Annotated in this window: 12 protein-coding genes and 1 pseudogene; 3 read left to right on the top strand and 10 right to left on the bottom strand. The window is 67.4% G+C overall.

Translation table 11 applies throughout. The annotated features are described in order from the left end of the window. Both ttcA and VJ673_RS05130 read right to left on the bottom strand, forming a co-directional pair. On the bottom strand, window positions 1–730 hold a 730-nt coding region (gene ttcA / locus VJ673_RS05135; RefSeq protein ID WP_324124968.1), incomplete at its 3' end, for a tRNA 2-thiocytidine(32) synthetase TtcA. Window positions 731–847: 117 nt separating this feature from the next. Next, window positions 848–1,588 carry a pteridine reductase gene (locus VJ673_RS05130; protein ID WP_324124967.1) on the bottom strand — a complete coding sequence of 247 codons (741 nt, stop codon included), beginning with the start codon at window positions 1,586–1,588 and terminating at the stop codon, window positions 848–850. Between the two features lie 248 nt (window positions 1,589–1,836). On the opposite strand from VJ673_RS05130, the gene VJ673_RS05125 reads away from it, so the two are divergent. Further along, entirely contained in the window at window positions 1,837–2,997 is a 1,161-nt protein-coding gene (locus tag VJ673_RS05125; RefSeq protein WP_324124966.1) for a class I SAM-dependent methyltransferase, read from the top strand. A gap of 119 nt (window positions 2,998–3,116) precedes the next feature. Here VJ673_RS05125 and VJ673_RS05120 read toward each other — a convergent pair whose 3' ends face one another. Both VJ673_RS05120 and VJ673_RS05115 read right to left on the bottom strand, forming a co-directional pair. Next, window positions 3,117–3,329, bottom strand: coding sequence for a hypothetical protein (locus tag VJ673_RS05120; RefSeq protein WP_324124965.1), 213 nt, complete (start codon window positions 3,327–3,329; stop codon window positions 3,117–3,119). Between the two features lie 211 nt (window positions 3,330–3,540). Continuing rightward, on the bottom strand, window positions 3,541–4,347 hold the full coding sequence (locus tag VJ673_RS05115) for an alpha/beta hydrolase (protein WP_324124964.1): 807 nt from the start codon (window positions 4,345–4,347) through the stop codon (window positions 3,541–3,543). Between the two features lie 105 nt (window positions 4,348–4,452). Here VJ673_RS05115 and VJ673_RS05110 point away from each other — a divergent pair, with 105 nt between their 5' ends. After that, window positions 4,453–4,650, top strand: a complete 198-nt coding sequence (locus tag VJ673_RS05110) for a DUF2905 domain-containing protein (RefSeq protein ID WP_324124963.1) — start codon at window positions 4,453–4,455, stop codon at window positions 4,648–4,650. A gap of 13 nt (window positions 4,651–4,663) precedes the next feature. Here the strand turns inward: VJ673_RS05110 and VJ673_RS05105 are convergent, their stop codons facing one another. Genes VJ673_RS05105 through VJ673_RS05090 form a run of 4 tightly spaced genes read right to left on the bottom strand, consistent with a single transcriptional unit; the run spans window position 4,664 to window position 9,505 of the window. After that, entirely contained in the window at window positions 4,664–5,884 is a 1,221-nt protein-coding gene (locus VJ673_RS05105) for a multifunctional CCA addition/repair protein (protein WP_324124962.1), read from the bottom strand. Next, window positions 5,884–6,537 (bottom strand): glutathione S-transferase family protein, encoded by a 654-nt coding sequence (locus tag VJ673_RS05100; RefSeq protein ID WP_324124961.1) that lies wholly within the window; start codon window positions 6,535–6,537, stop codon window positions 5,884–5,886. Before VJ673_RS05100 ends, VJ673_RS05105 begins: the two co-directional genes overlap by 1 nt. Before the next feature lie 36 nt (window positions 6,538–6,573). Further along, window positions 6,574–7,539 (bottom strand): complex I NDUFA9 subunit family protein, encoded by a 966-nt coding sequence (locus VJ673_RS05095; protein ID WP_324124960.1) that lies wholly within the window; start codon window positions 7,537–7,539, stop codon window positions 6,574–6,576. A 34-nt stretch (window positions 7,540–7,573) separates the two neighbouring features. After that, the gene (locus tag VJ673_RS05090) at window positions 7,574–9,505 is read right to left on the bottom strand and encodes a lytic transglycosylase domain-containing protein (protein ID WP_324124959.1); all 1,932 of its coding nucleotides are present in this window, start codon (window positions 9,503–9,505) and stop codon (window positions 7,574–7,576) included. A gap of 39 nt (window positions 9,506–9,544) precedes the next feature. Between VJ673_RS05090 and VJ673_RS05085 the strand changes: the two genes are divergently transcribed. Then, entirely contained in the window at window positions 9,545–10,141 is a 597-nt protein-coding gene (locus VJ673_RS05085; protein ID WP_324124958.1) for a 5-formyltetrahydrofolate cyclo-ligase, read from the top strand. Here the strand turns inward: VJ673_RS05085 and ilvA are convergent. Then, window positions 10,138–11,658, bottom strand: coding sequence for a threonine ammonia-lyase, biosynthetic (gene ilvA, locus VJ673_RS05080; protein WP_324124957.1), 1,521 nt, complete (start codon window positions 11,656–11,658; stop codon window positions 10,138–10,140). The two genes, VJ673_RS05085 and ilvA, sit on opposite strands and share 4 nt — an antisense overlap. A 109-nt stretch (window positions 11,659–11,767) precedes the next feature. Then, window positions 11,768–12,056: pseudogene (locus VJ673_RS05075) on the bottom strand (HPr(Ser) kinase/phosphatase); the annotation flags it as partial.

Raw genomic sequence — 12,056 nt, 5'->3', positions numbered from 1 at the left:
TCGACTCGATGCGCCCCGGGAACTCGCGTCCCCAGGCCTGCAGCATGTTCTTGATCTGCTTGCGCTGGGCGTTCTCCTGCGAACCGCAGAGGTTGCACGGGATGATCGGGAATTCCATCGTGCGCGCGAAGCGGGCGATGTCGTTCTCGGTGCAGTAGGCGAGCGGGCGGATCACGACGTGTTCGCCGTTGTCGCTGACCAGCTTGGGCGGCATCGACTTCAGCTTGCCGCCGAAGAACATGTTGAGGAACAGCGTCTCGATCATGTCGTCGCGGTGGTGGCCGAGCGCGATGCGCGTCGCGCCGATCTCCTTCGCGACGCGGTAGATGATCCCGCGGCGCAGGCGCGAGCACAGCGAGCAGGTCGTCTTGCCCTCAGGGATCTTGTCCTTGACGATCGAGTACGTGTCCTCGGTGACGATGCGGTACTCGACGCCGATCGACTCGAAGTAGGCCGGCAGCACGTCGGCGGGAAAGCCCGGCTGCTTCTGGTCGAGGTTCATCGCGACGATGCGGAAATTGACCGGCGCGCGCTCGCGCAGCGCCAAGAGGCACGAGAGGAGCGTGTACGAATCCTTGCCGCCGGACACGCACACGAGCACCGTGTCGCCTTCGCCGATCATGTTGAAGTCGCCGATCGCTTTGCCGACCGAGCGCTCGAGCTTCTTCTTCAGGCGCAGGAAGGTGTTCGAGAAGCGCGGCGCGGCGTTGTCGTCGGCGCCGTCTGCAATCGGGGCGGCGTCGGGGAGGGCCGCCTCGGCGGCAGCGGTCAGGGCGTTCACGGCGGGATGTCCAGCAGGAAAAACGGGGCGCATTATACCTTTGACGGCAGGGACTTACCGCGTGACTTACAGATGCGCACTGCGCCCGCCGTCGACGGCGAGGATCTGGCCGGTGATATAGGGGGCGTCGAAGATCAGGAAACGCACCGTGCGCGCGATATCAGCCGGGCTGCCGATGCGCCCGAGCAGCGTATGGTCGATGATCGCCGCGCGCTCGTCGGCGGGGAACTGCCCGTCCTCGGGCCAATCGATCGGCCCCGGCGACACGCCGTTCACCCGCACCTCGGGGGCGAGCTCCAGCGCGAGCGCGCGGGTGAGGCCGGCGAGCGCCGCCTTGGCCACGCAATACACGGGGTAGTGCTTCATCGGGCGCTCGGCATGGATGTCGACGATGTTGACGATCGCGCCGCGGCGTTCGCGCAAAGCCGGGGCGGCGGCCTGCGACAGGAAGAGCGGTCCCTTGACGTTGGAGCCCATGAGGTCGGTCCAGGCTGCCGCGTCGATGCGGCCCATCGGCGTCGGGTAGAAGGTCGAAGCGTTGTTCACGAGCGCATCGAGCCGCCCGTGTCGCGCCAGCGCGGCGGCGACCAGGGCCTCGGGCGCGCCGTCCTCCTTCAGGTCGGCCTGGACGAGCCACGCCGAATGCGGGCGCAGACCGTTGAGTGTCGCCGCAAGCGCATCGGCCTCGCGCGCCGAGCTGCGGTAATGCAGTACGACGCGGGCGCCACCCGCATGCAGCGTGCGCGCGATTTCCGCCCCGACGCGCCGCGCGGCGCCGGTGACGAGGATGACGGGAGTGTCCTGCATGGTCCGTAGAGTCTGTGATGCAACAAGAAAGCTTGGTTATTCAGTGGCCGCAAGCACTTTTCGTAATGCACCGCGCAGCCAGCCCCCTTCCGGGGTGTTGCGTGCCCAGGCGTCCGCCACGCGCCAACGAGGCGCGGAACCCCCGGAAAGGGGGCGGATCGACGCCATTGAAGCCGCACAACTCGTCTGCAATGGGCCTGGCGCGCGCCCGGTTAGAATACGCGCTTTCCCGCTGGCCGATTGCCCCCATGTCCCTGCCTCAACCTTCCGACGACGCCCTCGCGCAGAGCGAGCGCCTCGTCCAGACGATCCACGCCGCCATCGCCAAGGCGGGCGGGTGGATTCCGTTCTCGCGCTACATGGCGCTCGCGCTCTATGAGCCCGGTCTCGGGTATTACAGCGGCGGCGCGCGAAAGTTCGGTCCCGGCGGCGATTTCATCACGTCGCCCGAGCTCACGCCACTCTTCGGCCAGGCGCTGGCGGCCCAGGTCGAACAGGTGATGCGCGTATCGGCCCCCGCGATGATCGAGGTCGGCGCCGGCACGGGCCTCCTCGCGGCCGACCTGCTGCTGGAGCTCGAACGCCGCGGCAGCCTGCCCGAGACCTATTCGATCCTCGAAGTCTCAGGCGAGCTGCGCGAACGCCAGTTCGACACGCTCGCCGCGAAGGCGCCGCATCTCGCGAGCCGGGTGCGCTGGCTCGACACGCTGCCGGAGCACTTTTCGGGCGTGCTGGTCGCGAACGAAGTGCTGGACGTGATGCCGGTGCACATCGTCGCGCAACGTCCCGAGGGGCTCTTCGAACGGGGTGTCGCGCTCGACGACAGCGGCACGCTGCGCTGGGCCGATTCGCCGGCAACGGGCGCGGTGGCGGAGTACGCCACGGCACTCGAACTGCCGCAGCCGCAGAGCGGCGAGTACGTCACCGAGATCAACCTCGCGGGGCGTGCGTGGATCGCGGAGTGGGCGCGCCGGCTCGACAAGGGCGCACTGCTGCTGATCGACTACGGCTATCCGCGCGCCGAGTACTACCTGCCCTCACGTTCGAACGGCACGCTGCTGTGCTACTACCGCCACAACGCGCATGCCGATCCCTTCCTGTGGCCGGGGCTCAACGACATCACTGCCTTCGTCGACTTCACCGCAGCCGCGGAAGCCGCCTTCGAGGCGGGGCTCGACGTGTACGGCTACGCGAATCAGGCGGCCTTCCTGTTCAACTGCGGGGTGCTGGAATGTCTGGCGCGGCGTGCGCCGGAGGAGAGTGCGGACTACATCCGGGCCGCACGTGCGGTGCAGCGGCTGACGACGCCGCAGGAGATGGGCGAGCTCTTCAAGGTGCTGGCCGTCGGCAAGGGCATCGACGAACCCTTGTTGGGTTTCCTGCGCGGCGATCGCGTACACGCCCTGTAAGAGGCGACCTCCCGCGCGCAAACACCTTTCGCGCGCGGGTAAAAACAGCCCGTGCTCCGGCACGGCCCGTATCCGGAGCTCAGGCGGTCATGCACCCGCGTGCGCAAGCTGCGCGAAAGTCACTCCTGGAAGCGATAGACCGCTTCGAGGAAGTGTTCGGCGTCGATCGGCGGCGCTTTCGGAGCGGTCTCGATGTGCTCGACCTGCACCAGCTGCAGTTGCACCGCGGGCTCGCGTTGCGGCGGCAGCCAGCTTGCGTTGAGCACTTCGTCCCCGTACTCCTCGGGTTCCGTGATCACCTTGCCTGTCGTCATGTCCATGATCATCACCATGATGGCCTCCGCGGTGTCGTCTGGTGGTTCGGCGTCCTGAGTCAGTTATCGGCCGATTCGGCCGAATCTTGAGCCCGAACGTAGTGCGTACCGGACTGCCGCAATCGGCACCGCAGGGAAGACCGTCCGCCCTGCACGGCGCCGACCAGGCACCCTTTTGGTGCCCGCGATTCCATCATGAATCGAAATGATTCAGATTGCTAGATCCGAATCATTCAATTTGTGTCGGAAGCCACGCAGCAAGCAGGTCGGCCACCGTGCGCCAGTCCTGTTCGAGCATCACGCCGTGGCCCATCCCGGGCATGATGTGCGCCTCTTCGCCGTAGGTCGCGGCAGTCATCATCACCTGCGCGGGCGGGATCAGCTGGTCATGCTCGGCGCCGACGACGAGCATCGGCGGGCGATGCATCAGCGCGGGGAACGGCAGGTTGAAGAAGGTCATGTCCCAAATCGCGCGATGCGATTCGGGCTGACACAGCGCGTAGTAGCGCATCAGCGTGTCGACGCCGATCGGCTGGTGGAAGAGGGCGTCGCGTAGGCCGTCCGGGTCCGGGTGGCCGCCGTTGAGAATGCGATTGAGGTCGTTGAGGAGATTCGGTTTGGCGAGCATCAACCCGATCGCCGATCCCATCAGGCCGTGCGGCGGTACGGCACAGAGCAGCACCGCGGCCGGCACCCGAGCCCGTTCGAGGTACTTCTGCACCACCATGCCGCCCATCGAGTGGCCGATCAGCACCGGCGGCGACGGCAGGCGCGCGATAACTTCCGTGACATCGCGAACGTAGTCGTCGATCGAGAAGGCGTCGAGCAGGCCCGCGCGGCGGCTCGCGCCGTGGCCGGAAAGCGACACCGCGTAGCTCGTGTAGCCGGCTTGCGCAAAGTAGGGCAGGAAGTGCTCGCTCCAGCACCAGGCGCCCGTGTAGGCGCCGTGGATGAACAGCAGCGGCGTGGAGGAGCGAGGCGCGCCTGCTGGGCTGCAGGCCAGGACTTCGAGATCGCCGAAACGGTTGGCGTTCATGATTGCGACGCCTTTTGATCGAGGTGGGTCATCAGGGGGAGGCTTGGATACCTTGCGGCCGAGGATGGGCGCGAGTCTAATGTTTTATTTCGGGGGAAGCGATTTGTGTTGAAGTGGCTGGTCGTGATCGTGCTGATGGTAATCGTTACCGAGGTGTTCCGCCCGGGGCTGACACGTACCTTGCGGCTCGGCCATTTGCCCGGAGACCTGCATTTCCGAGTGTTTGGCCGTGCTTTCCACCTGCCGTTCACGAGCACCCTCCTGTTGTCGCTGGTCGTTTGGGGGGTGCTGCGAGCAATCTGAAGGCCCCGGGAGCCTAGCCGGCGGACGATTGTGCCTCCTTCACCGCGGCGACGCGCGCTGCATGTACCCGTTGTGGGATGTCCGCCTTGTTCGTGCAGGTGCGCGCAATGGCCCCCGCGTCGACGGTTTGGACTGCCGCCAGCGCAGCCTTCCAGCGCTCGGTGCGCACATAGGGGCGCTGCTCCATGCCCGGGCGGCCGTAGAAATCGCAGGCGGCCGCATCGAGCAGCAGCAGGAAGCGCTCGGGGCGGCGTAGCGCGTCGGCCCGTTCGAGGAGCTTCACGATCGTCTCCGGGCGTAGCTTCTCGACCTGGTGCAGGATGCCGTGTTCGCGCGCGAAGATCACCGCCAGGTCGCGGCAGTCCGCGGGCGCGCGCAGCCGCTCGGAGACGCTGCGCGCGTGTTCCTCGCTGCGTGCTTCGTGACCGTAGTGGTGCGGCAGCACGTCGGCCGGCGTGTCGCCCTTGCCGAGGTCGTGCACCAGGCACGCCCAACGCACGGCGAGCGGCTGCTGCGTCGCTGCGGCATGATCCATCACGAGCATCATGTGCTCGCCAGTGTCGACTTCCGGGTGATATTCCTTCGGCTGGGGCACGCCGAACAGGCGATCCAGTTCCGGCAGGATGCGGGCGAGCGCGCCGCATTCGCGCAGCATCCGCAGCATGTGGGACGGTTTCGCCTCCATCAGGCCGCGCGCCAGTTCCTGCCACACGCGCTCGGGCACGAGATGGTCGACTTCGCCATCGGCGACCATCCGGCGCATCAGCGTGAGCGTCTCGGGCGCGAGCGTGAAGTCTGCGAAACGCCCCGCGAAGCGCGCGACGCGCAGGATTCGGACCGGGTCCTCGGCGAAGGCCGGACTGACGTGACGAAAGACGCGCCGTTCGAGGTCGTCGCGCCCGCCGTAGGGGTCGATCAGGTTGCCGGCCTCATCCTCGGCAATGGCGTTGATCGTCAGATCGCGGCGCATCAGGTCCTCTTCGAGCGTGACCTCGGGCGAGGCGTGCATCGTGAAGCCGTGGTAACCGCGTCCGCTCTTGCGCTCGGTGCGCGCCAGCGCGTATTCCTCGTGGGTCTGCGGGTGCAGGAAGACCGGGAAGTCCTTGCCCACCGGGCGGAAGCCCTGCGCGAGCATCTCGTCGGCGGTCGCGCCGACCACCACCCAGTCGTGATCCTGCACCGGCAGGCCCAGCAGGCGGTCGCGCACGGCGCCGCCGACGATGTAACGTTGCATCAGCCGTACAGATCCTCGGCCGCGATCGATTCGGTCTCGGCCGCACCGGCGGCGGCCCATTCCTGCATCAGCGGGTGCGCGAGCATCATCGCCAGGTATTCGCCGGCCGCGCCCTGCGGCTGGATGCCGTAGGTCTTGAAGCGGAAGCATACCGGCGCAAACATCGCGTCCGCCGCCGTGAAGGCGCCGAAGAGATAGGGGCCAGCGCCTGACTTCTTGCCAAAGCGCTCGCGGCAGTCGTTCCAGATCGCCTCGATGCGCGCGATGTTGGCGTCGACTTCGGGCGTGTGGCCTTGGCCGGTGTAGTCCTTGCGGATGTTCATCGGCATCTTCTGGCGCAGGTCCTGGAAGCTCGAGTGCATCTCCGCGCTGACCGAGCGCGCGACCGCGCGAGCAGTGGGATCGGTCGGCCACAGCTGCGGGTATTTCTCGGCGAGGTATTCGCAGATCGCGAGCGAGTCCCACACCGTGACCGCGTGATCGATCAGGCAGGGCACCTTGCCCGACGGCGAATGCTTCAGGATGCGTTCGCGCGTCGTGGGCGTATGCAGCGGAATGCGGATCTCCTCGAAATGGGCGCCGCACGCGCGGGCGGCGAGCCAGGGGCGCAGCGACCACGAGGAGTAGTTCTTGTTGCCGATGATCAGCTTCATGCAGACGTCTCCTGAAGAGCGGGTGGGGGCGCGGCGTCAGTCCTGACGATACCGCTGCCGGTTGCGGAGGGAATAGTAGCGTGCGCGCTGCGATTCGTTACCGATGTAGCTCGGCGCGACCGCTTCGACCGGGGTCGGGGTCAGGCCGAAGGGCAGGGGCGGGCCGCTCGCGAGGGAGTCGACGCGCAGCGAACGGACGTTGTCGCGGCTCATGATCGGGTTCGGCGAGAGCTCCATCAGCCGTGCCTGCAGCATCGCGAGCGCTTCCGGTTGCGGCACGACAAGGACGTGGCACCCGGCGAGTTCGGCAACGTATTCGACCAGTTCGTGCAGCGCATGGACCTTCGGCCCGGCGAGCTCGTAAATCTGGCCGGCGCTCGGCGGATGGGCAAGGCAGTGCAACACGACGTCGGCGACGTCGCCGACATACACCGGCTGGAAGAGGGTGTGCATGCCGGCGAGCGGCAGCACCGGGACCTTGCACGCGAGCCGCGCGAAAAGATTGAGGAAGTGGTCCTCGCGGCCGAAGATCACCGACGGACGCAGGACGGTCCACGCGGGCGAATGGCCGGCGGCTCGGATCGCCTCTTCGCCGGCGGCCTTGGAGCGCAGGTACTCGGACGGCCCCGTGGGCGAGGCGCCGAGCGCGCTCACGTGCACGAGTCGCGGCACCCTCATTGCGCGGCAGGCGGTGACGATCTTCCGCGGCAGTTCGACGTGCGCGCGCGCGAAATCGGGTCCGTAGGGATCGCCGGAACGCGAATGGAGGATGCCGACGAGGTTGACGACCGCATCCGCGCCGTCGAAGAGGCTTCGTAGCGTGGCCTCGTCATGGACATCGGCCTGGACGACCTCGACGGTCGGTAGCAAGGTGAGATCGCGCGCCCGGTCCACATGGCGCGTCGGCACGATCACATCGATGTTCGCCTCGGTGAGCCGGTTGGCGACCGCGCGCCCGACGAAACCCGAGCCGCCGATCACTATGACACGTTCGATCTTCATGTTGCAGGCCTCCTGACGAAGGACCGGCAAGCAATCACCGGTCAGCGGATATCCGCGGCGCGATCGTTCCGAGGCGGGCCTTCAGCGACTGCGGGCGGGCTTCGAACATTGCCGCATAGATCACGGCGTTTGTCATTACCTTCTTTACGTAATCGCGTGTTTCGTCGAAGGGAATCGTTTCCGCATAGATCGCGCCCTCCAGCGGGCGGTCCTCGCGCCATCTGCGGGCGCGTCCCGGTCCTGCATTGTAGCCGGCGGAGGCGAGCACCGGATGGCTGTCGAGGTCCTCGAGAATGAGGCGCATGTAGCTCGTGCCGAGCAGCACATTGGTATCGGGATCGGAGAGCATGTTCGCCTGGTAGTTGCTCATGCCGATCTTCTTCGCGACCCACTTGCCGGTCGTCGGCATCACCTGCATCAGCCCCTGCGCGCCCGAACTCGAACGGGCGGGCACGATGAAGCGGCTTTCCTGGCGCATCAGGCCGTACACCCAGGCGAGGTCGAGGCCCTGCTGGCGCACCTGAGGCTCGATGATCTGGCGGTAGGGCGCGAGGAAGCGCAGGTCGTAGTTCGCCTGCGGATCGGTGCGTTCGGCGGTGTTGATCGCGCGGTCGTAGATCTCGTTGCGTACCGCGAGACGCGCGGCGGCGATCAGGAAGCCGTCGTCCTGGCCGCGCAGGGCCCAGGACCATTCGCGCATCCCCTCGGTGCGCATGTCGAGGCGATACAGCGCCAGCGCGCGGCGCAGCCCGGGGTCGGACTCCGCGCGGGCGATGTCGTCGGCCGTCACGGTGCCGCTGCGCGTCGGCGGCGCGAAGGTCTGGCCGAGTTCTTCGGCGGCGAGCAGTCCGTAGAAATTCGGCTGCCCGGCGATGCGGCGGAACTGCGCCTGCGCCTCCGCACTCCGCCCTTGGGCGGCCTGCGCGCGGCCGAGCCAGTAGGTCCACTCGGGCAGCGCCTGCTCGTTGGCGGGCAAGGCTTCGATGGCCGCCTGCACCCCGCGCCAGTCTTCCGTGCGAAGGGCGGCCCGCACGCGCCAGGCGCGCTGCTCGGCACTCAGTGGGATCTTGCCGGCGGCGCGGAACCAGGCCGAGGCGTTGGCCGAGCCCTGAAGCGCGCCCTGATGGCCGAGCACCGCGTAGAGATAAGACCTTTCCTCGGCAGCGAAGCGCTCTTCGATGCGGTCGAAGCGGACGCGCGCCGCCGCGACGTCTTCGCGCGCGAGGCGGGTGAGGGCGGCGAGCGCGACTTCGCGGCCGATGCGCGTCGTCGAGAAATTCGGCGGAAGCTTGTCGAGATAGGCAGCGGGCGACTTGGTGGCGCGCTCGAATTCGGCGAGCGCCGGCGCCTCGCTGACCGGCAGCCATGAAAGCGTCGCGCGGGCGGCCGCGGGATTGCGGCTGTCGGTCTGGCGGCGGATGCGCCACCACAACTGGTCCGGCGTGATGTGGCCGGCGAGCGCCAGGGTGCGGAACACTGTCTCGCACGCGGAGTTCGCGTCGACGAGCTCCATCCACCGATCCTGCACTTCGGCGATCACCGTCATGTCGCCGTTCTCCAGCCGCGCGTTGCGTTGCAGGCAGCGTAGTTCGGCGTCGGGTTCGCGCAGGTCCGGATAGAGTTGCAGGAAGCCGCTCCAGTCGCGGTCGCGCGCCATGTGCCGCAGCCAATCGGCGCGCAGGCGCTCGGCGAGCAGGCTATCCGGTTCGTAGAGCAGGAATTCGATCAGTTCGGCGGCTGGCGCCGGTTCAGGGCGGGCGAGGAGGCTGTAAAGCCGCCAGTAGCGGACGTAGGGGTCGAGCACATGCGGGTCGCGCGCGCTGGACAGGCGTTCGAGCGTCGCGCGATCACCCGTGCGCAAGGCCTCCCGTGCTGCCAGAATCCGATCATCGCCCAGTTGCGCCCACGCCGCCGGACTCAGGCTGGCCAGCGCGAATGCCAGCGCTGCCCACAAACCCTTTGCCATCCCTTACCATCCCTTTCAAAACATTCTGAAGATACCACAGTGAGTACCCTCCCTTCCGCCCAAGGCACGACTCCAGCCGAATATCGCAAGGCGCTGCGCGCCTACGGCATCGCGACGCGCGAAGCGCTGACCGCCGCCCACCGCTCGGCGCTGATGCGCCCGCTCGAAACCCATCTCCAGACGCTGCTCGCCGAACTGCGTCCGACGGTGCTCGGCTTCTGCTGGCCGTTTCGTGGCGAACCCGACCTGCGGGCGGCCGTCGCGCACTGGCTCGCCGCCGACGCCTCGCGCATCGCCGTGCTGCCCATCGTGCCGCACCAGCCCGGGCCGATGTCGTTCCGGCGATGGACGCCGGGGATGGAAATGCCGCTCGATCGCCATGGCATCCCGCACCCGCCCGAGGGCGAGCCGCTCGTTCCGGACGTCGTGCTGATCCCGTGCAATGCTTTCGATGGCGCGGGCTACCGCGTCGGTTACGGCGCCGGATATTTTGACCGCACGCTGGCGGTGATGAATCCCGTCGCCGTCGGCCTGGGTTTCGAATTCGCGCGTGTCGACAGCGTCAACCCGCAGCCCCACGACCGGCCGATGGACTGGATCCTGACGGAGCGCGGGGCGTTTCGGGTCGGCGCCTAGCCGAGGAACATCCGGTAGGCGGGGTTGGCGGACTCATCGACGTATTCGTAGCCGAGGCGGTCGAGGAAGTCCTGGAAGGCCGTCTTGTCTTCGGGCGGCACCTGCATGCCGACCAGCACGCGCCCGAAGTCGGAGCCGTGGTTGCGGTAGTGGAAGAGGCTGATGTTCCAGTCCGAATGCAGGTTGGAGAGGAAGTTCATCAGCGCGCCCGGCCGCTCGGGGAATTCGAAGCGGTACACGAGTTCGTGATTCACATGCGGCGCACGCCCGCCGACCATGTAGCGGATGTGGCTCTTCGCCATCTCGTCGTCGGTGAGATCGACCGCCGGCAGCTCGTGGCGGTCGAGCATCTCGATGATGCGCGTCGCCTCGGCGCGGTTGTGCACCGACACGCCGACGAAGATGTGCGCCTGCTGCGGGTCGGCGTAGCGATAGTTGAACTCGGTGATGTGGCGGTTGCCGACGAGGCTGCAGAATTTGCGGAAGGAGCCCGGACGCTCGGGAATCGTCACCGCGAAGACCGCCTCGCGCTGCTCGCCCACTTCGGCCCGCTCGGCGACGAAGCGCAGGCGGTCGAAGTTCATGTTCGCGCCGGAGGCCACGGCGACGAGGTTCTTGCCGTGCAGATTGTGCAGCTTCGCATACTCCTTCGCGCCGGCCACGGCGAGCGCGCCCGAGGGCTCGAGGATCGAGCGCGTGTCCTCGAACACGTCCTTCAGCGCCGCGCAGATTGCGTCGTTGTCCACCAGCACCATTTCGTCGACGTACTGCTGACACAGGCGGAAAGTCTCTTCGCCGACCAGCTTGACGGCGGTGCCGTCGGCGAAGAGACCGACCTGGTCTAGTGCGACGCGCCGGCCTTCGGCGAGCGAGCGCGTCATCGCGTCGGCGTCGACGGTCTCGACGCCGATGATCTTCGTTTCCGGGCGCAGGCGCTTGATGTAGGCGGCGACGCCGGCAATCAGGCCGCCGCCGCCGACCGCGCAGAACACCGCATGGATCGGGTCCGGATGCGCGCGCAGGATCTCCATGCCGATCGTGCCTTGCCCGGCGATCACGTCCGGATCGTCGTAGGGATGGACAAAAGTGAGCTTCTCCGTCTTTTCGAGCTCGACGGCGTGGGCGTAGGCGTCGGAGTAGGAGTCGCCGGCGAGCACGACTTCGCCGCCGCGCGCCTTCACCGCATCGACCTTGATTTGCGGCGTCGAGGTCGGCATCACGATCACGGCGCGCACGCCGAGCCGCTGCGCCGACAGGGCGACCCCCTGCGCGTGGTTGCCGGCCGAGGCGCAGATAACGCCGCGCTTCAGGGCCTGCGGCGAGAGATGGACCATCTTGTTGTAGGCGCCGCGCAGCTTGAAGCTGAACACCGGCTGCATGTCCTCGCGCTTCAGGAAAATTCGGTTGTGGATGCGCGCCGAGAGGTTGGAGGCGAGGTCGAGCGGGGTTTCCTCGGCCACGTCGTAGACGCGGGCGTTGAGGATCTTTTCCAGATAGTCCGGATGTTCGGCAGTCATTACGGGGACCTTTGCTGACGGCGCAAAGAACCTGAGCGTATCAGCCGATGCCGCACTGCGGCAAGGCCCTGCGCGTCGGCGGTCGCGCTGTGGCCGATGGGCAAGTTGCCTAGTGGCTGCCTTCGCCGGCGTCGAGGAGCCGCTGGTGACGCTCGATGAATTCCTGCGTCGAATCGATTCCGCGCAGCTGCAGGATCGTCGAGCGCACGGCCGCTTCGAGCAGCACCGCGATGTTGCGTCCGGCCGCCACCGGCAGGACGACGCGGATCACGTTGACGCCGAGGATGTCCTGCGTCTCGCGGTGCATCGGCAGGCGATTCGGGTCGGCCTGGCCGGGGGCGCGGCGTTCGAGGTGCACGACGAGCCGCAGGCGCAGCTTGCGCCGGCAGGCGGTCTCG

Source organism: Aromatoleum sp., from assembly GCF_035254505.1.
Taxonomy (GTDB): Bacteria; Pseudomonadota; Gammaproteobacteria; order Burkholderiales; family Rhodocyclaceae; genus Aromatoleum.
The sequence above is the reverse complement of the archived record's forward strand: the minus strand, read 5'-3'. Positions and strand labels throughout refer to the sequence as shown.